The organism is Modestobacter versicolor (genome assembly GCF_041028285.1).
Classification (GTDB): domain Bacteria; phylum Actinomycetota; class Actinomycetes; order Mycobacteriales; family Geodermatophilaceae; genus Modestobacter; species Modestobacter versicolor_A.
Genome location: NZ_JABGDB010000004.1, coordinates 33,878 through 54,349 on the forward strand (window position 1 = coordinate 33,878; position 20,472 = coordinate 54,349).

Genomic DNA, 20,472 nt, shown 5'->3' on the forward strand with positions numbered 1-20,472 from the left:
CGGCACTCGCGAGCTCGCGCCGGGACCCTGCGAGAGGGCCGTTCAAGTGCGTCACCTGACCCCGGAGGCCACCGGCCTCCGGGGTCTGTCGCGTGCTCAGCCGCCGATGCCGAGCGACCGGGCCGCGGTGACCACCAGGTCCACCACGGCGTCGTGCGGCAGGACCGTGCTGTCGACGACCAGCTGGTAGTGGTGGGCGTCGGCCGGGTCGCACCGGTAGAAGTGCCGCACGTAGGCCTCGCGGGCGCGGTCGGCGGCGTCCCGCTCGCGGCGCACCTCGTCCACCGGGCGGTGGAGGTGGGCCACCGCGGCGGCCAGCCGGCGCTCCGGCGGACCGTCCAGCCGCACATGCAGGACGTCGGGCCGGTCCCGCAGCACCATCGCCGCCGCCCGGCCGAGCACGACCCCGCCCGGGCCGGCCGCGATCTCGCCGAGCACCTTCTCCGTCTGCACCCGGTAGGCCCGCTCGTCGGGCAGCGTCGAGGTGGGCAGCACCCCGCCGACCGGGTCGGGCATGGTGCCCAGCGAGCTCACCAGCCGCCACAGCCCGCGGGTGATCGTCTCGTCGTTCGCCTCGGCCTCGGCGACCGGGACCCCCAGCCGCCCGGCGACCCGCGCCGGGATGACCCGGTCGTGGAAGGGCAGGCCCAGCCGCTCGGCCACGGCGGGGGCTATCTCCGCCCCGCCCGACCCGAACGACGCCGACACCGTCACGACGCCCATGCGTCCTCCTCGTCCCCGACGGGCCGGGTGGCCCCACCCACGCCACCGACCCCGTCACTGCCCACGTCCGCACCCAGGTCGCTGTCCAGGTCCTTGCCGAGGAAGACCGCGCCGGGGGCGTCGGCGTAGATGCCGTAGCCCGCCGCCGGCACGTACCCGGCCCGGGCGTAGAGGGCGAGCGCCTCGGGCTGCCGGTCGCCGGAGTTGAGCAGCAGGTGCCGGTGGCCGGCCGCCGCCGCGGTGCGCTCGAGCTCGGTCAGCACCAGCGCCGCGATGCCGCGCCGGCGGAACGCCGGCTCGACGTACATCCGCTTGAGCTCGGCCACCCCGTCGCCCTGCGCCCGCCACCCGCCGCAGCCGGCGGGCACCCCGTCGACCTCGGCGACCAGGAACAGCCCGAGCGGCGGGCTGAACTCGGCCGGGTCGACCACCGCGGCGTCCCGGCCGCCGTACCGGACGACGTACTCCTGCTGCACCCGCTCGACCAGGTGCTGGGCCACCGGGTCGGCGTACCCGACGGCGCGCAGCTCAGGGACCGAAGTGGACATGGCCGGTCGCCTCCCCCAGCTCCGCCGCCACCGCCGCCGCCGGCACGCCACCCACCCGCACGCCCGGTCCTGCCCCGTCGCTGTCGTGCACGCTGCCGATCCTCGTCCACCCGTCCGGCAGCTCCGCACCGGGTGGGAAGGTCGCGACCAGGGCGTGGTCCTCGCCGCCGGTGAGCACCCAGGCCAGCGGGTCGCCGCCGAGCGCCGCGGCCACCTGGGGCAGCGGGCCGACGACGAAGGTCTCCCGGAGCACGGCCGGGTCCAGGTCGAGCAGCACGCCGCTGTCCCGGGCCAGGTGCCCGGCATCGGCGAGCAGACCGTCGCTGGTGTCGCACATCGCGGTGGCACCGGCGTCCGCGGCGGCCGGGCCGGCCGCGTAGGGCGGGGTGGGGCGGCGGTGCGCGCCGACCGCGGCCGCGGGCGCGGAGAAGCCGCGGCGCAGCACCGCGAGCCCGCAGGCCGACCAGCCCAGCCGGCCGGCGACGGCGACGCAGTCCCCCGGCCGGGCACCGGACCGGGTGACCGGCGCGCGGCCGCCCAGGTCGCCCAGCGCGGTCACCGACAGCACGACCGACGCCGAGTCCGGGGCGCAGGCCGAGGTGTCCCCGCCGACCACGGCGGCCCCGAACGGCGCGCACTCCGCCGCCATCCCGGTGGCGACGCCCTCCAGCCAGGCGGCCGGGGTGCTCGACGGGCAGGCCAGCCCGACCAGCAGCGCGGTCGGCACGGCCCCCATGGCGGCGACGTCGGCCAGGTTGGCGGCGGCCGCCTTGTGCCCCACGTCCTCCGCCGAGGACCAGTCGCGGCGGAAGTGCCGGCCCTCGACCAGCACGTCGGTGCAGGCGACCACCCGGCCGTCCGGCGTGCGCACGACGGCGGCGTCGTCGCCCGGGCCGACGTCGGCCAGGACCGCGGTGCCCGACCGCGCCACCACCCGCGCGATCACGCCGAACTCGCCGACGACACCGACGCTGTCGGCCGGGTCCGGGCCCGGCACCAGCGGCCGGGGCCGCGTCACGCGGTCCCCCGTCCGGCTCGGTACCGTTGCCGCTCGGCGCACTGATCGGCGCGCCGCTCGCACCCCCAGTCATCGCCGAGGCCGGTGGCGCACGCGCCCTGCCCGAGGAAGGTCAACCCGTGGTCCACGCGTACATCCTCATCCAGACCGAAGTCGGCAAGGCAGCCGCGGTCGCCGCGAGCATCAGCGAGATCGCCGGCGTGACCCGCGCGGAGGACGTGACCGGGCCCTACGACGTCATCGTGCGGGCCGAGGCCAACAGCGTCGACGAGCTCGGCCGGCTGGTCGTGGCCCGGGTGCAGTCGGTCGACGGCATCACCCGCACGCTGACCTGCCCCGTCGTCAACCTCTGAGCCGCTGAGCACGACCGGCTCGCCCGACCCGCTGCGGCGGGCGGCGCTGATCGCCCTCGCCGTCCTGGTGCCGGTGGTCGCCGTCCTGCTGGTGCTGGTCAACCTGCGGGACGGCGACGCGGTCGACGACGCCCGGGGCCCGGTGGCCGACGTCTCCGGGTCGCCGGAGGCACCGCGGGGCGACCTGCCGCCGGTGGAGGTCGACACCCCCGACGTCACCCCGGCCGCCGACCTGGCCTGCCCGGTGCTGATGGGCCAGCTGCCGCTGGAGCTGGCCGGTGAGACCTCCCGGCTGGTCGACTCCGACACCCTGTTCGCCTACGCGTGGGGCGACCCGGCCGTCGTGCTGGTCTGCGGGGTGGCGCCGCCCGCGGGCTACGTCGTCGGTTCCCAGGGCATCGTGGTCAACGGGGTCGAGTGGTTCGTCGACACCGCCGACCCGGAGACGGTCGTCTGGACGACGGTCGACCGCCTGGTGCCGGTGGAGATGCGCGTGCCGGCGAGCACCGACAGCGCGCTGGTGACCGCGGCCAGCACGATCATCGCCACGACGCTGCCGTACGCGGAACCGGCGCCGGCCCCGCCGGCCGACTAGCCCGGCAGCTGCTCCAGCTGGTCGCCGGTGACGGCGGTGACCTCGGCCCGGGCGTCGGCCGGGGTGTCCGCGACGGCGGCGACGGCGACCGTGAAGCTGTCCGCCGCGCACCACGCGAACGCCGCCGGGCCGCTGAGGCCCTGCTCGGGCGCCGGCTCGTCGCGGACCATCAGCACGCACCCGTCGGGCAGGTCGCCGGGGTCGCGGTCCAGCTCGCCGCCGTAGTGCTCGGCGTCGTTGCGGGCGAGGTCCTCGGCGTAGGTCGCGGCGCCCGGGGGCTCGCGGAACTGGTCGAGGAAGACGGTGGTCAGCCCGTTGCCGGACCGCCAGAACCGCTCCCAGCCGCGCAGGTAGCCGTAGTCGGTGAGCACGGCTCGCTGCTCGGCGGCGTCCTCGCCGTAGTGGGCGACGTCGTCGACCGTCTTCTCCCCGGCGGGCGGGTCCAGCTCGTCGTCGGGCACCTGCGGCAGCCCGGACGGGACGTCGTCGACGACGAGCTCCTCCAGCTCCGCCGCCGAGGACGGCAGGGCCGCGGCCGGCGCCGCGGGGCCGTTCCCGCCGCCGTCGGACGCGCAGCCGCTGCACAGCGGACCGAGCAGCACCAGCGCGGCGGCCGCGAGCGGGGCCAGCCGGTCGGTCACCCGCCGTCCAGCACGGCACCGTCCAGGGCGGCGGCCTCGAGGACGGCGCCGGGCGCGGCCCCCTCCAGCGCACCGGCGACCAGCCGGTCGACCAGCTCGGGGTAGCTGAGACCGGAGGCCGCCCACATCCGCGGGAACATCGAGATCGGCGTGAAGCCGGGCATCGTGTTCACCTCGTTGACCACCCACCGGTCGGCGCCGGTGTCCGGGTCGGTGCCGAGGAAGAAGTCGACGCGGGCCAGGCCCGCACAGTCCATCGCGAGGTAGGCCCGGCGGGCGATCTCCTGCACCGCGGCGGTCTGCTCGTCGCTCAGCCGGGCCGGCACGTCGAACTCGACGGCGTCCTCGAGGTACTTGGCGTCGAAGTCGTACCACTCGGTGCCTGGCCGCAGCCGGATCTCGGCCGGGAGGCTGGCGTCGGGCAGCCCGCCACCGGGCCGGGCCAGCACGCCGATCTCGATCTCCCGGCCGGGGACGGCGGCCTCCACGACGACCTTGGGGTCGTGCGCCGCCGCGGTCGCGACCGCCTCGGGGAACTGCGCCCAGTCGGTGACCCGGGTGATGCCGATGCTCGACCCGGCCCGGGAGGGCTTGACGAAGACCGGCAGGCCGAGCCGCTCGCGGGCGGGCCCGTCCAGGACGGCGGGGTCGGCGCAGAGGGCGCCGGTGGTGTCGCGCAGCACGACGTGGTCGCCCTGGGCGATGCCGGCCGCCGACAGCAGCTTCTTGGTGAACTCCTTGTCCATCGAGGCCGCGCTGGCGAAGACGCCGGAGCCGACGTAGGGCAGCCCGGACATCTCCAGCAGGCCCTGGACGGTGCCGTCCTCGCCGTAGGCGCCGTGCAGCACGGGGAAGACGACGTCGACCTCGGTGAGCCGGCCGACGGCCTGCCCGGCGCCGAGGACGGCGAGCCCCCGGCCGGCCGGGTCGCCCACCAGGGTGACCGCGGTGCCGCCGGTGACCTCGGGCAGCCGACCGTCCTCGATGGCCAGCGCCGCGCCGTCGTGCAGCACCCACCGGCCCTCCCGGGTGATGCCCACCGGCACCACCTCGTAGCGGTCCCGGTCGAGCGCGGCGAGCACGCTCCCGGCCGAGACGCAGGAGATGGCGTGCTCCGCGCTCCGCCCGCCGAAGACGACAGCGACCCTGGTCCTACGCGCCTTCCCGGTCATCGCCGCCGACCCTAGCCGAGCGTCCCGAGGGCCCGGCTCAGGTCCGCGGTCAGGTCGGCGGTGTCCTCGATGCCGCACGAGAAGCGGACGAACCCGGCGGGCACCGCGTCGCCGCCCCACTGGGCCCGCCGGTCGACGGTCGTGTGGATGCCGCCGAAGCTGGTGGCGGCCACCACCAGCCGGCTGCTGCGCACCAGCTGCGCGACCGCGGCCTCGTCGGCGAGCTCGGCCGACACGATGCCGTTGGGCCGCAGCATCTGCCGCTGCGCCAGCGCGAAGGAGGGGTCCTCCGGGCGCCACGGCCAGCGCACGCCCCGGACGGCGGGGTGGTCGGCGAACAGCTCGGTGAGCGCGGCGGCGTTGGCCGCCTGCCGGGCCAGCCGCAGGTCCAGCGTGCCCATCGACCGGTGCGCCAGCCACGCCTCGAAGACCCCGGGGGTGTTGCCGGTGGTCTTCCGCCAGGCCGCGATCCGGCCGTGCAGCTCCCGGCCGCGCTCGGTGGGGGCGGCGCTGACGTGCCCGAGCAGGACGTCGCTGTGCCCGGTGAGCGCCTTGGTGTCCGACCCGACGGTGAGGTCGGCGCCGAGGGCCAGCGGGCGCTGCCCGATCGGTGAGGCGGTGGTGTTGTCCACCGCGAGCACCGCCCCCGCGGCCCGGGTGGCCCGGGCGACGGCGGCGATGTCGCAGACGTCCAGCATGGGGTTGCTCGGCGTCTCCAGCAGCACCATCCGGGCGCCGTCCAGGTCCCCGCGGGCGGCGACGTCCCCGATCTCCAGCGTGGGCACCAGGTCGACCCGCACGTCCAGCCGCTCGAGCTCGTCGCGGGCCAGCACCCGGGTGGCGTAGTAGCCGTCCGAGGGCAGCACCACCCGGTCACCGGGGCGCACCAGCGCCAGCACCGCGGAGCTGATCGCGGCCATGCCGGTGGCGAAGGACAGGCAGTCGCCGCCGTCGAGCTCGCCGACGGCCCGCTCGAAGACCCGCAGCGTGGGGTTGTCCGGCCGGGCGTACCCGTCGGCGCCCTGCCAGCCGGGGGCCTCCTCGCCCAGGTGGTACGGCGCGGCGAATACCGGTGAGGGCCGCAGCGGCGTCCCGGGCACGACCGGCTCGTCGCCGGCGTGCACCAGCCGGGTGCCGTCGCCGAGCGGGGCGTCAGGGGTGGTCACAGGGGGTCCTCTCCGGGATGCGACGGGCCGCTACTCCGGCTTCGCCTCGCGGGACATCATCTCGCGGACCATCCGCTCGGCCGACTCGCCCTCGTGGCAGACCCGGACGACGGCCTCGGTGATCGGCACGTCGACGCCGTGCGCGCGGGCCAGGTCCAGCACCGACCGGCAGGTCTTGACGCCCTCGGCGGTCTGCTTGGTGATCTCCAGGACCTCGGCCACCGACATGCCCTGGCCCAGGTGCTCGCCGAACGTGCGGTTGCGCGACAGCGGCGAGGAGCAGGTGGCGACCAGGTCACCGAGCCCGGCGAGCCCGGCGAAGGTGGTGACGTCGGCGCCCAGCGCCATGCCCAGCCGCGCGGTCTCGGCGAGGCCGCGGGTGATCAGCGAGGCGCGGGTGTTGTCGCCGAAGCCGAGCCCGGCCGCCACCCCGCACGCCAGCGCGATCACGTTCTTCACGGCCCCGCCCAGCTCGCAGCCCACCAGGTCGGAGTTGGTGTACGGCCGGAAGTAGCGGGTGTGGCAGGCGGCCTGCAGCGCCGCGGCCCGGTCGGTGTCGGCGCAGGCGATGACGGTGGCCGAGGGCTGCTCCTCGGCGATCTCGCGGGCCAGGTTCGGTCCGGACAGCGCCGCGACCCGGTCGGCCCCGGCGCCGGTGACCTCGCAGATCACCTCGCTCATCCGCTTCGTCGTCCCGAGCTCGACGCCCTTCATCAGCGACAGCAGCGAGGCGTCGCCGGGGAGCAGCGGGGCCCAGTCGGCCAGGTTGCCGCGCAGCGTCTGGCTGGGCACGGCGAGGACGACGACGTCGGCGCCGTCGAGCGCCTCGGCCGCGTCGCCGGTGGCGCGCACCGCGTCGGGCAGCCGGACGCCGGGCAGGTAGTCGGCGTTCTGCCGGGTCTCGGAGATCGAGGTGACCAGCGCGGCGCGGCGGGCGTGCAGGGTGACGTCGCAGCCGGCGTCGGCGAGCACCTTGGCGAAGGTGGTGCCCCAGGAGCCCGCGCCCAGCACGGCGGCGCGGGTCACGCGGCGGCTCCCGGCAGGTCCCCGGCGGTGCGGCGCACCGGGCGGGCGGCGAACGCGGCGGGTGGCCGCTCGCCGCGCAGCTCCCCGAGCTGGTCGCGCACCCGGACCATCAGCAGGTCGGTGACCTCGTGCAGCAGCTCCCCGGACAGCGGCTGCCCGGCGCGGACCCGGGCCCGCTGGGCGGACAGGTCGACCGGCTCGCCGACCAGGTAGTCCGCCGGCGTGCGGGGCCGCAGGTGCAGCCGCTTGGTGTGGTAGTCGTGCACCCGCTGCGGGCCCCACTGGGCCACCGGCACCACCACCGCGTCGGTGGTCAGCGCCAGCCGGGCGACCCCGGAGCGGGACTGCATCGGCCACCAGTCCGGGTCCCGGGTCACCGAGCCCTCGGGGTAGATGACCACGACGTCGCCGCCGTCCAGCGCGGCCTTGGCCGCGTGCACCGACGAGCTGGCCGCGCTGGTGCCCCGGGAGACCGGGATCTGGCCCGCGGCCCGCAGGATCGTGCCGGCCAGGCCGGTGAACACCGACTCCTTGGCCAGGAAGTGCGGCACCCGGCCGGCGTCCCAGACCAGCCGCGCACAGGCCAGCGGGTCGAGGACGGACACGTGGTTGGCCACCAGCAGCACCCCGCCGGTCGGCGGGATCCGCTCGGGGTGCCGGTACCGCAGCCGGAACACCAGCGAGGCGACCGGGTAGACGACCAGCACGCAGAGCCACATCGCGGCGGGCACCGGACGACGCGTCACCCGGCGCGGCGGCCGCGCGGTGGTGGCCACCCCCGTCCCGGCCGGCCCGGTGGGCGGCAGCTCCTGCGGCACCTGGCACCTCTTCCGTCTCGCGGGCCCGGTCGGCGCTCGGATGCGGTGCTGCGCGGCGTGACCCCGCTCATGATCGTGCCCCCCGCACCGCACCGGCCCGCAGGGGGCCCTGCTGGGGGCGCGGCTGGGGGCGCTGCCGTCAGCGGTGAGTCGCACCCCCGGCCAGCGCGGGGCCCCGGTGGGTGAAGCGGCCGGCGACCAGGGTGCCGAGCACCTCGGGGGTCCGCAGCCCGCCCACCCCGTCGCGGGCCAGCACGTCGGCGGGGTGCTCGGCGACCACGACCAGGTCCGCGGCGTCGCCGACCCGCACGCCCCGGCGGCCGCCGCTGGCCGCAGCGAGCGCGACCGGCAGGTCCAGGTGCTGCTCGGGGTGCCAGGCCGCCCGGCCGTCGAGGGAGCGGTGCACGGCGCTGGCGATGCCGTCCCACGGGTCCAGCGGCGCGACGGGGGCGTCGGAGCCGAGCAGCACCTGCGCGCCGGCGTCGACCAGCGCGCGGTAGGGGAACGCCCGGCCGGTGGCGCCGGCCCAGAGCTGGTCGGCGGCGTCCCGGTCGTCGACGGCGTGCCGGGGCTGGACGCTGGCGACCACCCCGAGCTCGGCGAACCGGGCCAGGTCCTCGTCGTGCACCTGCTGGGCGTGCTCGACCCGGCCGGTGCAGCCGGTGGCCGCGAAGGCGTCCAGCGCGATCGCGATCGCCCGGTCACCGATGGCGTGCACGGCCAGGTCGAGCCCGCTGGTGCTGGCCCGGCGGAGCAGCCGCTCGAGCTCCGCCGGCGGGGTGCGCAGCACCCCGTGCGCCCCGGCCCCGGTCACCCCGGGGTAGGCGGCGCTGCAGAAGGCGGTGCGGGTGCCCAGCGAGCCGTCGACGAAGAGCTTGAGCGGCCCCATCCGCAGCCGCTCCGCCGCGACCGGGTCGGTCACGCCGGGCAGTGGGTCGCCGCTGCGCAGCCCGGCGGCGATCGTCTGCTCCAGCCGGTCGGCCCACACCGCGGTGTGCACCCGCAGCGGCGGCCCGCCCGGCGACCGCTGCGCCCGGCGGGCCCAGCCGGCCACCAGGTCGCCGTACTCGAAGTCGACGACGGCGGTCACCCCTGCCGCCGCGGCCGCCGCGGTCGCCGCCAGCACCCAGTCGTCCAGCACCTCGGGGGCGACGGCACCGGCCCGCGCCATCAGCTCCATCGCCTCCTGCTCGACGACCACCCCGGTCGGCGTGCTGAGCCCGAACCGGGCGACGGCGGCGGTGCTGCACCAGGCGGTGTGCAGGTCGGCGCTGGAGACCACGACCACCTGGCCGGGCAGCAGGTCGTCGAGCAGGGCGGCGTCCGGGGGCTGGGACCACAGCGCGTCCCGGAAGCCGTGGCCGACCACGACCCCGCCCGGACCCGGTGGGGCCGCGGCGACCGCGGCGGCCACCGCGGCGGCGGCCTCGGCGGCCGACCGGGCGGCGGAGACGTCGATCCGGCGCCGCGCGGCGGCCCACTGCTCCAGGTGCACGTGCGCGTCGACGAGCCCCGGCAGCAGCGCGGCGCCGTCCAGGTCGACGACCTCGAGGTCGCCGGGCAGCGCGGCGAGGCCGGGGGCACCGGCGGCGAGGTCGCCGGCCACCGCGTGCACCCGCCCGGCGACGACCAGCACGTCGCGCACGGCCCCGCCCAGCCGGGCGCGGCGCAGCAGCAGGGCGCTCACCGGGCGACCCGGACGGCCTCGGCAGCCCCGGCGACCTGGGCGGCGCGGCGGGTCCGGAACACCTCCAGGGGCCAGGCGGAGATGCCGCCGATGCGCACCGAGGCCGCCGTCCCGTCGTCCGCCCACCGGTACTCCAGGGTCTCCCCCGGGCTGCCGAAGCCGGCCACCGTCTCCAGCCGGAGGGTGTCCGGGCCCTCCACGGTCAGCTCGGCGTGCTCCTCGGCGGGCGCGGGGGCGTCCGGGTGCAGCAGCACCAGCCGGTCGCCGAGCAGCGCCACGTCGGTGACGCCCCACAGGTTGGCGAACCGGCCGGTGTACCGGCGCAGCTCCTCGGCCGGGTGCCGGGGTGCGTCCGCCGGCGCGGCGAGGGCCAGGTCGAGCAGCGCGAGCACCCCGCGGGCCAGCGCGTCGGCCGGGCCGTCGACGGCGTTGGTCAGCACGCTGACCACGACCTGGCCGTCCGGGTCGATCCAGGTCCGGGTGACGTGCCCCGGGTAGCCGCCGCTGTGCCCGACGAGCCGCCGCTCGCCGATGGTGCGGACGTCGAGCCCCAGGCCGTAGTACCGCGGGTCGTTGCCGTGGGCGCGGATCTCGGACTCCGGGCGGCGCATCAGCCGCTTGGCACCGTCGCCGAGCAGCGTGCCGTCGCCGGTGAAGTGGGCCGCACCGAACGTCGTCAGGTCGCGGGCGGTGGAGGTGAAGCCGGTGGCCGCGGCCATCGCGCCGGTGTCGACGTGCGGGACGGTCAGCCGGGCGTCCTCGCCGTCCAGCAGCCCGGTGTGCCCGGCGGCGTACTCGGCGGCACGGGCGGGGACCCAGTCCGGCGCGGTGTCGGCCAGGCCCAGCCGGTCGACCACCGCGGCCTGCACGGCCTCCCGGTAGCCGGTGCCGGTGACCGCCTCGACCACCAGGCCGAGCAGCGAGTAGCCGATGTTGGAGTACTTGAAGTGCTCGTTGCGCTCCAGCACCGCCCCCTCGGCGACGGCGATGCCGGTGAGCCGCTCGACGTCCGGGAAGGGCTGCAGCAGCTGCCAGTGGTCGTTGTCCGCGCCGTCCCGGACGACGCCCCCCTGGTGGCCGAGCAGCTCGCGGACGGTCACCCCGGCCAGCCCGCTGCCCCGCAGCCCCGGCACGTGGACCTCGACCGGGTCGTCCAGCCGCAGCCGGCCCGCCTCGACCAGCTGCAGGACCACGGTGGCGGTGAACGTCTTGGAGTGCGAGGCGATCCGGAACAGGTGGCGGCGGGTGAGCGGCTCGCCGCTGTCGACGTCGGCGACGCCCAGCGCGGTGTCCAGCACGACCCGGTCCCCGACCCGGACGGCGGCCTGCACGCCGGGCACCCGGGCCCGGCGGCGCTGGTGGTCCAGCCACGACTCCAGGTACGGGGCGAGGGCGGCGGCGACCTCAGCGGTGCGGCCGGGGGTCGTGCTCATCGTCGGGGTGCTCCTCGGGACGGGACGGTGCCGGGGAGCACCCCACCACACCGCCCCGCCCGCGCGCCGGTGTGGTGGGCTGGGGGCGTGCAGCAGTGGTCGGTCGTCGTCCCCGCGAAACGCCTGGTCGCGGCGAAGACCCGGCTCACCCCGCTGACCGCCGCCCTCGGCGGCGCGCTGCCCGCCGGCCACGGCGACCTGGTGCTGGCGCTGCTCGGCGACACGCTGGCCGCCGCGCGGCGCAGCCCCGCGGTCGGCCTGGTGCTGGTGGTCACCGACGAGCCGCAGGCCGCCGCCGTGGCGAGGGCGCTGGGCGCGGAGACCGTCGGCGACGAGCCGGACGACGGGCTGAACGCCGCGCTGGCCCACGGCGCCGGGCAGGCCCGGCTGCGCACCGGCGGTCCGGTCGCCGCGCTCTCCTCCGACCTGCCGGCGCTGCGGGCCGACGAGCTGACCGCCGCGCTGACCGCCGCCGCCGCCCTGCCCCGCGCGTTCGTCGCCGACGCGGCCGGCACCGGGACGACGCTGCTGGCCGTCCGCGACGGTCAGCTCGAGCCGCGGTTCGGCGCCGGCTCGGCGGCCGCGCACGCCGCCGCGGGGGCGGTGCCGCTGGACGGCGACTGGCCCGGTCTGCGCCAGGACGTCGACACGCCTGCCGACCTGCACGCCGCCTGCTGGATCGGCGTCGGTGACCGGACGGCCGGATTCCTGCAGGACACCTCCTGGCCACCTGGGTGAGGCAGGATCGCCCCGTGCCCGCCGCCTCCTCCCCGCTCCCCGCCGACCGGTTCCTCAACCGCGAGCTGTCCTGGTTGGACTTCAACACCCGCGTCCTGGAACTGGCCGAGGACGACGCCCTGCCCCTCCTCGAGCGGGTCAAGTTCCTGTCGATCTTCGCCAGCAACCTCGACGAGTTCTTCATGGTGCGGATCGCCGGCCTCAAGCGCCGGCAGAGCACCGGCCTGACCGTCCGCTCCCCCGACGGGCTGACCATCCGCGAGCAGCTGGCCCGGGTCACCGAGCGCACCCAGGACCTGGTGCACCGGCACGCCAGCGTGTTCGAGAAGGACGTCGTCCCGCAGCTCGAGGCGGAGGGCATCCGGATCGTGCACTGGTCCGACCTCGCCGACAGCGACGCGATGCGGCTGCGCGAGTACTTCCGCGACCAGGTCTTCCCGGTGCTCACCCCGCTGGCGGTCGACCCGGCGCACCCGTTCCCCTACATCAGCGGGCTGTCGCTCAACCTCGCCGTCTCGGTGCGCGACCCGGAGACCGGCGCCCCGCGGTTCGCCCGGCTCAAGGTGCCCAACAACGTGCCGCGGTTCATCCCGGTCGGCCCGGTCACCGAGCGGGCGGTGTTCCTCCCCCTCGAGGACCTCATCGCCGCCCACCTGTCCTCGCTGTTCCCGGGCCTGGACGTCATCGACCACCACCTGTTCCGGGTCACCCGCAACGCCGACCTGGAGGTCGAGGAGGACCGCGACGAGGACCTGCTGCAGGCCCTGGAGCGGGAGCTGGCCCAGCGCCGGTTCGGCCCGGCCGTCCGGCTGGAGGTCACCGAGACGATGGACCCGCTGATCCTCGACGTGCTGGTGCACGAGCTGGAGATCAGCCCGGCCGACGTCGTGTCGGTGCCCGGCCTGCTCGACCTCGGCTCGCTCATGGCGCTCTACGACCTGGACCGCCCCGAGCTCAAGGACGAGCCCTTCGTGCCGGCCACCCACCCGCGGCTGAGCGAGGGCGAGACGCCCAAGAGCGTCTTCGCCACCCTGCGCGAGGGCGACGTGCTGCTGCACCACCCCTACGACTCCTTCGCCACCAGCGTGCAGCGGTTCATCGAGCAAGCCGCGGCCGACCCGCACGTGCTGGCGATCAAGCAGACGCTGTACCGCACGTCGGGTGACTCCCCCATCGTGGCGGCGCTGATCGAGGCCGCGCAGGCGGGCAAGCAGGTCGTCGTCCTGGTGGAGATCAAGGCCCGCTTCGACGAGGAGGCCAACATCAGCTGGGCCCGGTCGCTGGAGCGCGCCGGCTGCCACGTCGTCTACGGCTTGGTCGGGCTGAAGACGCACTGCAAGACCGCGCTGGTGGTGCGGATGGAGAACGGCGTGATCCGCCGCTACTGCCACATCGGCACCGGCAACTACAACCCGAAGACCGCCCGGATCTACGAGGACATCGGCATCCTCACCGCCGACCCGCGGGTGGGCGCCGACCTGACCGACCTGTTCAACACCCTCACCGGGTACTCGCGGCAAACCACGTACCGGTCGCTGATGGTGGCCCCGCACGGCATCCGCACCGGACTGGTGGAGAAGATCCGCCGCGAGGCGCGGCACGCCGCCGAGGGCAAGCCGTCCGGCATCCTGATCAAGGTCAACTCGCTGGTCGACGAGCAGATCATCGACGCGCTCTACGAGGCCTCGCGGGCCGGCGTGCCCGTCGAGCTGCTGATCCGCGGCATCTGCACGCTGCGCCCGGGTGTGCCGGGGATGAGCGAGACCATCCACGCCCGCTCGATCGTCGGCCGGTTCTTGGAGCACTCGCGGGTGATGAACTTCGCCAACGCCGGTCAGCCGGAGTGGTGGCTGGGCAGCGCCGACCTCATGCACCGCAACCTGGACCGCCGCGTCGAGGTGCTGCTGCGGGTCAACGACCCGGCCGCCCAGCGGCAGCTGCAGCGGGTGTTCGACGCCGCGATGGCGCCCGACGTGCGCAGCTGGCAGCTGGCCGGCGACGGCACCTGGACCCGCACCGGCGAGCGGAACTCGCAGGCCGAGCTGCTCGCGATGCGGGGTGAGAGCGCTGGCTGAGGAGGCCGCGCTCATCCCGGCCGCCGGCGGCGCGCTCTGGCGCACCGGCGCCGACGGCGAGCTGGAGACCGCCCTGGTGCACCGGCCGAAGTACGACGACTGGTCGCTGCCCAAGGGGAAGCTGGACGCCGGGGAGCACCCGCTGGTCGCCGCCGTCCGCGAGGTGGACGAGGAGACCGGCCTGCGGGTGGCCGTGGGGCGGCGCAGCGTGCAGACCCGCTACGACCACCGCAGCGGCCCCAAGCGGGTCGACTACTGGGTGATGGAGGTCGTCGGCGGCACGTTCGCGGCCAACGACGAGGTCGACGAGCTGCGCTGGCTGCCGGTGCCGCAGGCGGCCCGGCTGGTGTCCCACGACCACGACCGCGCGGTGATCGAGGACCTCGCCCGCACCGACGTCCCGCGGATGCCCCGGGTGCTGCTCGTGCGGCACGCGTCGGCCGGGAACCGCGGCGACTACGCCGGCCCGGACGCCGAGCGCCCGCTGGACCGCCGCGGCCGGGCGCAGGCCGCCGTCCTGGCCGGGGTGCTGCCGGTGTTCGCGCCGGCCCGGCTGCTCACCGCGCCGCCGGTGCGCTGCCGGCAGACCCTCGCCCCGCTCGCCGACGCCCTCGGCCTGCCGGTGGGTGAGGTGCCCGAGCTCGGCGAGGCGGGCTTCGACGCCGACCCGCAGGCCGGCGTGGAGACCGTCCGGCGGCTGCTGGCCGGCGACGCCGGCCCCGGGCTCACCGTGGTCTGCAGCCAGGGCGGGGCGATCCCGTCGGTGCTGCTGGCGCTGGGGGTGCGCTGGCACGGCACCGCCGGGGCGCTGTGGCCGCCGTCGGCGAAGGGCAGCGTGTGGGCGGTCGGTGGGACCCCGGGGGCGCTCACCGCCGACTACTACCGCGACTTCGGCGCCGACCCCGCCGCCCCGGCCCCGGCCACCGCCGCCCGGTCGGCCGCGCGCCGCTGACCGCGCGCCGTTCGCGGCACGGGGGCGGAGCGCCGCTCCCCCTGCAGCAGAGGCCGTCCTCCCGCAGCAGCGTCGGTGCGGGAGGACGGCCTTCGATCAGGTGACCTGATCCAACGCCGGGGTCACGCAGGCAGGGCGGGCAGCGCCTTCGGCTTCCAGGACGGCCGCTGGGCCTCGAAGGCGGTGATGTCGTCGAGGTGCCGCTCGGTGAGGCCCACGTCGTCCAGGCCCTCGAGCAGCCGCCACCGGGTGTACGGGTCGATCTCGAACGGGACGGTGACGTCGCCGTAGGTGACCTGCTCGGCGCGCAGGTCGACGGTCACCGGCAGCGCCGGGTCGGCCTCGACCGCGGCCCACAGCGCCTCCACGTCGGCTTCGGGCAGGACGACGGTGAGCAGCCCGGCCTTGGTCGAGTTGTTGCGGAAGATGTCGGCGAACCGCGGGCTGATGACCACCCGGAAGCCGCCGTCCAGCAGCGCCCAGTTGGCGTGCTCGCGGGAGGAGCCGGTGCCGAAGTCGGGGCCGGCTACAAGGATCGAGGCGCCGGCGTACTGCGGCTGGTTGAGCACGAAGTCCGGCTCGTTGGTGCGCCAGGCGATGAACAGGCCGTCCTCGAAGCCGGTGCGGGTGATCCGCTTGAGGTACTCGGCCGGGATGATCTGGTCGGTGTCGACGTTGCTGCGGCGCAGCGGGGCGGCGGTGCCGGTGTGGGTGGTGAAGGCGTCCATCGTCGTCAGACTCCAGCGGTGGCGGGGACGTCGGGCAGGTCGGCCGGCGCGGTGAGCCGGCCGGTGAGCGCGGTCGCCGCGGCGACGGCCGGGGACACCAGGTGGGTGCGCCCGCCCTTGCCCTGCCGGCCCTGGAAGTTGCGGTTGCTGGTGGAGGCCGAGCGCTCCCCCGGCTTGAGCTGGTCGGGGTTCATGCCCAGGCACATCGAGCAGCCCGCCCCGCGCCACTCGGCGCCGGCGTCGAGGAACACCCGGTCCAGGCCCTCGGCCTCGGCCTGCTGCTTGACCGCCACCGAGCCCGGGACGACGAGCATCCGGGTGCTGGCGTCGACGTGCTTGCCGGCCAGCAGCGCGGCGGCGACCCGCAGGTCCTCGATCCGGCCGTTGGTGCAGGAGCCGAGGAAGACCGTGTCGACCTCGATCTCGCGCAGCGGGGTGCCGGCGGTCAGGCCCATGTAGGCCAGCGCGGACTCCGCGGCCTGCCGCTCGTTCTCGTCGGCGATCTGCGCCGGGTCGGGCACGCTGCCGCCGATCGGCAGGCCCTGGCCCGGGTTGGTGCCCCAGGTGACGTAGGGGGTCAGCGACGCGGCGTCGATGTGCACCTCGCGGTCGAAGACGGCGTCGGCGTCGGTCGCCAGCGTCTTCCACTCGGCGACGGCGGCGTCCCAGTCGGCGCCCTGCGGCGCGTGCGGGCGGCCCTGGAGGAAGGCGAAGGTGGTCTCGTCCGGGGCGATCAGCCCGGCGCGGGCACCGGCCTCGATCGACATGTTGCAGATCGTCATCCGGGCCTCCATCGACAGCCCCTGGATGGCGCTGCCCCGGTACTCGATGACGTGGCCCTGGCCGCCACCGGTGCCGATCTGGGCGATGACGGCGAGGATGACGTCCTTGGCCGAGACGCCCGGGGGCAGCTCACCGTCGACGGTCACCGACATCTGCTTGGCGGGGTACTGCGGCAGCGTCTGGGTGGCCAGCACGTGCTCGACCTCGCTGGTGCCGATGCCGAAGGCCAGCGCGCCGAACGCCCCGTGGGTGGAGGTGTGGCTGTCGCCGCAGACGATGGTCATGCCCGGCTGGGTGAGCCCCAGCTGCGGGCCGATGACGTGCACGATGCCCTGGTCGCGGTCGCCCATCGGCGCGAGCCGGATGCCGAACTCGGCGGCGTTGCGGCGCAGCGCGTCGACCTGGGCGCGGCTGACCGGGTCGGCGATCGGGCTGAGGATGTCCAGTGTCGGGACGTTGTGGTCCTCCGTGGCCATCGTGAGGTCCGGCCGGCGCACCGTGCGGCCGGCGACGCGGAGCCCGTCGAAGGCCTGCGGGCTGGTCACCTCGTGCACCAGGTGGAGGTCGATGTAGAGCAGGTCGGGCTCCCCTGTCGTCCGCCGGACGACGTGAGACTCGTACACCTTCTGCGCCAGGGTCTGGCCCACGGGATCTCCTCGTTGCTCTGCACGCTCTTTGCATCTCATAGAGTGAGATGCCAGTATTGCTACGTGGGACAGCCTAACCCCGTCGCCGTTCTGGACAAAGCCGTGGCGATCCTCCGCGCGGTCGCCGACGAACCGGCCAGCCTCGCCGAGCTGGTCGCGCGCACCGACCTGCCCCGGGCCACCGCGCACCGGCTGGCCACCGCGCTCGAGGCGCACCGGCTGCTCCGCCGCACCTCGGCCGGCGCGTGGGCGCCCGGGCCGGCGCTGGCCGAGCTCGGCCGCGGCGGGGCCGACCTGTCCGAGCTCGCCGGCCGGCACCTCACCGCGCTGCGCGACACCACCGGGGAGAGCGCCCAGTTCTACGTCCGGGACGGCGGCAGCCGGGTCTGCATCGCCGCCGCCGAGCGGTCCCACGGGCTGCGCGACACCGTGCCGGTCGGCGCCCGGCTGCCGCTGACGGCCGGCTCGGCCGCGCACGCGCTGCTCGCCTTCGCCCCCGCCGAGGAGGTGACGCCGCTGCTGCCCGCGGCCAGCTTCACCGCCCGCACGCTGCTCGACGTCCGCCGGCGCGGCTGGGCGCACAGCGTCGCCGAGCGCGAGGCCGGCGTCGCGTCGCTGTCCGCGCCGGTGCGCGACGGCTCCGGCGGGGTGCTCGGGGCGGTGTCGATCTCCGGGCCGGTCGAGCGGCTGGGCCGGCGGCCCAGCCCCGAGGTCGTCGGCGCCGTGCTCGAGGCCGCGGTCGCCATCTCCCGCGCCACCCGCTGACGGGGGACCGCTACGGGCGGGCGGTCTCCGAGCCGTCGCTGGTGCCCTCGCCCTTCTCCTTCTCCAGCGCCACCGGGTCGACCACCACCGGCCGCAGCTTGAGCCAGACGGCGAAGACGATCGCCACCAGGAGCATCGCCAGGCCCGACCAGAGGTTGGCGTTCCAGTCGTCGGTCTTGGCCCGGTCGTCGTCGCTGTAGGCGAACAGCCCCATCAGGGTCAGCACGACCCCGTACAGGCCGATCAGCCCGGCGATGACGGTGCGGACGTCGTAGGCGCCCGCGGTGTGCTTGCGGGCCTCGGCCGGCGCCCGGCCCGCGTCGTCGTGGGCATCGGATGCAGTGCTCATGTCCAGCTCCTCTCAGCAGCGGGCGGACGTCAGCGGAAGATGACGTTGAGGACGACGACCATGACCAGCGAGATGCCGGCCAGCTTGGTCGGCGACTGGTACCAGGGCAGCTCGTGCGCGTGCGGGTCGGTGCGCTGCTCCTTCGGCGTCTCCGAGTAGACCAGCCCGGCGAGCTCGGCGACCGGCTTGGGCGCGGTCACCTTGCTGACCACGACGCTGACCAGGATGTCGACGACGAAGGCGGCCCCCGCGGCGACGAAGCTGGCGCCCTGGCCGCTGATCGGGAGCACCCCGAGCGACGCGCTGCCGAACGAGTCCTCGCTCAGCAGCGCCACCAGGACGGCGGCCAGCGTGCCGGACACCAGCCCGGCCCAGCCGGCGGTGGGCGTCATCCGCTTCCAGAACATGCCGAGGATGAACGTGGCGAACAGCGGGGCGTTGAAGAAGCCGAACAGCGTCTGCAGGTAGTCCATCAGGTTGCTGTACTGCGACGCGATCAGCGCGGTGAAGATCGCGGTGACCGTCGCGCCGACCGTCGCGAGCCGGCCGACCTTGAGGTAGTAGCCGTCCGGCCGGTCCTTCTTCACGTACTGCTGCCACAGGTCGTAGCTGAAGACGGTGTTGAAGGCGGAGATGTTGGCCGCCATGCCGGCCATGAAGGCGGCCAGCAGGCCGGCGATGGCCACGCCGAGCAGGCCGTTGGGCAGCACCTCCTCCATCAGCATGAGGATGGAGTTGTTGTAGTCGACCTCACCGCCGGCGGCCTTCGCCTCGCTGATGTCGGGGATCAGCACCGCGGCGATCATGCCCGGGACGATGACGATGAACGGGATGAACATCTTCGGGAACGACCCGATGATCGGGGTGCTGCGGGCCGCGGACATCGACTTGGTCGCCATCGCCCGCTGGACCTCGACGAAGTTCGTCGTCCAGTAGCCGAAGGAGAGCACGAAGCCGAGGCCGAAGACGATGCCGATGACCGAGAGCACCGGGTTCTCGATCGACGACAGCCCCGTCCCCGGCCAGGCGCGCAGCTGCTCCTCGCCGCCGACCGATGCCTCGATCTTGTCGACCAGGCCACCGATGCCGCCGACGCGGTGCAGGCCGATCAGCGTCAGCGGCAGCAGCGCCGCGACGATGACGAAGAACTGCAGCACCTCGTTGTAGATGGCCGCGGAGAGCCCGCCCAGGGTGATGTAGCTCAGCACGATCGCCGCGGCGACGATGAGCGCAAGCCACAGCGGCCAGCCCAGCAGCGCGTTCACCACGGTGGCCAGCAGGTACAGGTTGATGCCGGCGATGAGCACCTGGGCCAGCGCGAAGCTCAGCGCGTTCACCAGGTGGGCGCCGGTGCCGAACCGGCGGCGCATGAACTCGGGGACGCTGCGGACCTTCGAGCCGTAGTAGAAGGGCATCATCACCACGCCCAGGAACAGCATCGCCGGGACGGCGCCGATCCAGAAGTAGTGGAACGTGGCCATGCCGAACTGGGCGCCGTTGGCCGACATGCCGATGATCTCGACGGCCCCGAGGTTGGCCGAGATGAACGCCAGACCGGTGACCCAGGCGGGCAGCGAGCGCCCGGACAGGAAGAAGTCGAGGCTGTCGGAGACCCGGCGCCGGGCGGCGAACCCGATGAGCATGACGACGGCGAAGTAGGCGATGACGAGCCCGTAGTCGACGGCGTTCGCGTCGAGGCGCAGGGTGTCGTCGGCGGCGAGGACCACCGTGGTTCCCTCCAGGTTCCGGAGATCGGGCCACCCGCCCACGTCGAGCGGCTGGCCCCTGCCCGCTGTCAGGGCGGGCACGGTGGTGCGGCGCGATGATCAGCTACGGGAAGCTAGCACCGCTCCGCCGCCGCCACATTCCGGTGGTCACTGCAACGGGTGACCACCGGCGGCCGGACGCACGAGAGCCCCCGACCCGGGTGGGTCGGGGGCTCTGCCACGGGTACCCCCGAAGGGATTCGAACCCTCGCTACCGCCGTGAGAGGGCGGCGTCCTGGGCCGCTAGACGACGGGGCCGTGCACCTGCCCGACGATTCTGGCACGGGCCCACGCAGCGCGCGCCGAGGGGTCGGCACCCCGACCGGCAGCCAGGCGCCGGAGACGACGAGAGCCCCCGACCCGGGTGGGTCGGGGGCTCTGCCACGTGTAGCCCCGAAGGGATTCGAACCCTCGCTACCGCCGTGAGAGGGCGGCGTCCTGGGCCGCTAGACGACGGGGCCAGGCCGTGCAGGTGGTGCTGTCGTGCAG

Annotated in this window: 20 protein-coding genes and 2 tRNA genes; 6 read left to right on the forward strand and 16 right to left on the reverse strand. The window is 75.4% G+C overall.

Translation table 11 applies throughout. The features are described 5' to 3' along the window. Positions 1 to 96 precede the first annotated feature (96 nt). From HL054_RS14625 to HL054_RS14635, 3 genes are read right to left on the reverse strand one after another with little or no spacing between them, the layout of a single operon-like run. A complete protein-coding gene (locus HL054_RS14625) occupies positions 97 to 723 on the reverse strand; it encodes an AAA family ATPase (RefSeq protein WP_369139737.1) in 627 nt (208 codons plus the stop codon). After that, the gene (locus HL054_RS14630; protein WP_369139738.1) at positions 711 to 1,271 is read right to left on the reverse strand and encodes a GNAT family N-acetyltransferase; all 561 of its coding nucleotides are present in this window, start codon (positions 1,269 to 1,271) and stop codon (positions 711 to 713) included. Before HL054_RS14630 ends, HL054_RS14625 begins: the two co-directional genes overlap by 13 nt. Further along, positions 1,252 to 2,289, reverse strand: coding sequence for a thiamine-phosphate kinase (locus HL054_RS14635; RefSeq protein ID WP_369139739.1), 1,038 nt, complete (start codon positions 2,287 to 2,289; stop codon positions 1,252 to 1,254). Before HL054_RS14635 ends, HL054_RS14630 begins: the two co-directional genes overlap by 20 nt. Before the next feature lie 119 nt (positions 2,290 to 2,408). Here HL054_RS14635 and HL054_RS14640 point away from each other — a divergent pair, with 119 nt between their 5' ends. Both HL054_RS14640 and HL054_RS14645 read left to right on the forward strand, forming a co-directional pair. Next, positions 2,409 to 2,642, forward strand: coding sequence for an Lrp/AsnC ligand binding domain-containing protein (locus tag HL054_RS14640; RefSeq protein ID WP_369139740.1), 234 nt, complete (start codon positions 2,409 to 2,411; stop codon positions 2,640 to 2,642). 73 nt (positions 2,643 to 2,715) lie between these two features. Then, entirely contained in the window at positions 2,716 to 3,237 is a 522-nt protein-coding gene (locus tag HL054_RS14645) for a DUF3515 domain-containing protein (RefSeq protein ID WP_369139741.1), read from the forward strand. Here HL054_RS14645 and HL054_RS14650 read toward each other — a convergent pair. The 7 genes from HL054_RS14650 to HL054_RS14680 form a co-directional block, all read right to left on the reverse strand. Then, the gene (locus tag HL054_RS14650) at positions 3,234 to 3,878 is read right to left on the reverse strand and encodes a hypothetical protein (protein WP_369139742.1); all 645 of its coding nucleotides are present in this window, start codon (positions 3,876 to 3,878) and stop codon (positions 3,234 to 3,236) included. The genes HL054_RS14645 and HL054_RS14650 overlap by 4 nt on opposite strands. After that, the gene (locus tag HL054_RS14655) at positions 3,875 to 5,050 is read right to left on the reverse strand and encodes a D-alanine--D-alanine ligase family protein (RefSeq protein WP_369139743.1); all 1,176 of its coding nucleotides are present in this window, start codon (positions 5,048 to 5,050) and stop codon (positions 3,875 to 3,877) included. The genes HL054_RS14650 and HL054_RS14655 overlap by 4 nt, the downstream gene beginning before the upstream one ends. 11 nt (positions 5,051 to 5,061) lie before the next feature. Further along, positions 5,062 to 6,216, reverse strand: a complete 1,155-nt coding sequence (locus HL054_RS14660; RefSeq protein ID WP_369139744.1) for a cystathionine gamma-lyase — start codon at positions 6,214 to 6,216, stop codon at positions 5,062 to 5,064. A gap of 30 nt (positions 6,217 to 6,246) precedes the next feature. After that, positions 6,247 to 7,242 (reverse strand): NAD(P)H-dependent glycerol-3-phosphate dehydrogenase, encoded by a 996-nt coding sequence (locus HL054_RS14665; RefSeq protein ID WP_369139745.1) that lies wholly within the window; start codon positions 7,240 to 7,242, stop codon positions 6,247 to 6,249. Beyond that, positions 7,239 to 8,060, reverse strand: a complete 822-nt coding sequence (locus HL054_RS14670; protein ID WP_369139746.1) for a lysophospholipid acyltransferase family protein — start codon at positions 8,058 to 8,060, stop codon at positions 7,239 to 7,241. The genes HL054_RS14665 and HL054_RS14670 overlap by 4 nt, the downstream gene beginning before the upstream one ends. Before the next feature lie 139 nt (positions 8,061 to 8,199). After that, a complete protein-coding gene (locus HL054_RS14675) occupies positions 8,200 to 9,747 on the reverse strand; it encodes an amidohydrolase (RefSeq protein ID WP_369139747.1) in 1,548 nt (515 codons plus the stop codon). Next, entirely contained in the window at positions 9,744 to 11,180 is a 1,437-nt protein-coding gene (locus tag HL054_RS14680; protein WP_369139748.1) for a serine hydrolase domain-containing protein, read from the reverse strand. The genes HL054_RS14675 and HL054_RS14680 overlap by 4 nt, the downstream gene beginning before the upstream one ends. A gap of 87 nt (positions 11,181 to 11,267) precedes the next feature. On the opposite strand from HL054_RS14680, the gene cofC reads away from it, so the two are divergent. From cofC to HL054_RS14695, 3 genes are read left to right on the forward strand one after another with little or no spacing between them, the layout of a single operon-like run. Continuing rightward, complete coding sequence (gene cofC / locus HL054_RS14685) at positions 11,268 to 11,918, forward strand: 2-phospho-L-lactate guanylyltransferase (RefSeq protein ID WP_369139749.1); 651 nt, start codon at positions 11,268 to 11,270, stop codon at positions 11,916 to 11,918. Between the two features lie 14 nt (positions 11,919 to 11,932). After that, the gene (locus HL054_RS14690; RefSeq protein ID WP_369139750.1) at positions 11,933 to 13,993 is read left to right on the forward strand and encodes an RNA degradosome polyphosphate kinase; all 2,061 of its coding nucleotides are present in this window, start codon (positions 11,933 to 11,935) and stop codon (positions 13,991 to 13,993) included. Beyond that, a complete protein-coding gene (locus tag HL054_RS14695; RefSeq protein WP_369139751.1) occupies positions 13,977 to 14,945 on the forward strand; it encodes an NUDIX hydrolase in 969 nt (322 codons plus the stop codon). Before HL054_RS14690 ends, HL054_RS14695 begins: the two co-directional genes overlap by 17 nt. A gap of 122 nt (positions 14,946 to 15,067) precedes the next feature. Here HL054_RS14695 and leuD read toward each other — a convergent pair whose 3' ends face one another. Together leuD and leuC are read right to left on the reverse strand one after the other, a co-directional pair. Further along, positions 15,068 to 15,673, reverse strand: a complete 606-nt coding sequence (leuD, locus tag HL054_RS14700; RefSeq protein WP_369139752.1) for a 3-isopropylmalate dehydratase small subunit — start codon at positions 15,671 to 15,673, stop codon at positions 15,068 to 15,070. Positions 15,674 to 15,678: 5 nt separating this feature from the next. Continuing rightward, the gene (gene leuC / locus HL054_RS14705; RefSeq protein ID WP_369139753.1) at positions 15,679 to 17,103 is read right to left on the reverse strand and encodes a 3-isopropylmalate dehydratase large subunit; all 1,425 of its coding nucleotides are present in this window, start codon (positions 17,101 to 17,103) and stop codon (positions 15,679 to 15,681) included. A 102-nt stretch (positions 17,104 to 17,205) separates the two neighbouring features. Here leuC and HL054_RS14710 point away from each other — a divergent pair, with 102 nt between their 5' ends. Continuing rightward, the gene (locus tag HL054_RS14710; RefSeq protein WP_440347944.1) at positions 17,206 to 17,868 is read left to right on the forward strand and encodes an IclR family transcriptional regulator; all 663 of its coding nucleotides are present in this window, start codon (positions 17,206 to 17,208) and stop codon (positions 17,866 to 17,868) included. 10 nt (positions 17,869 to 17,878) lie between these two features. Here HL054_RS14710 and HL054_RS14715 read toward each other — a convergent pair whose 3' ends face one another. The 4 genes from HL054_RS14715 to HL054_RS14730 all read right to left on the reverse strand — a co-directional run bounded on the left by HL054_RS14715 (position 17,879) and on the right by HL054_RS14730 (position 20,444). Beyond that, entirely contained in the window at positions 17,879 to 18,217 is a 339-nt protein-coding gene (locus HL054_RS14715; protein WP_369139755.1) for a hypothetical protein, read from the reverse strand. Positions 18,218 to 18,246: 29 nt separating this feature from the next. After that, positions 18,247 to 19,944: a sodium:solute symporter family protein gene (locus HL054_RS14720; protein WP_369139756.1), complete on the reverse strand. Its 1,698-nt coding sequence runs from the start codon at positions 19,942 to 19,944 to the stop codon at positions 18,247 to 18,249. A 224-nt stretch (positions 19,945 to 20,168) separates the two neighbouring features. Further along, a tRNA-Glu gene (locus HL054_RS14725) sits at positions 20,169 to 20,241 on the reverse strand. A gap of 130 nt (positions 20,242 to 20,371) precedes the next feature. Further along, positions 20,372 to 20,444, reverse strand: a tRNA-Glu gene (locus tag HL054_RS14730). Positions 20,445 to 20,472: the final 28 nt, after the last annotated feature.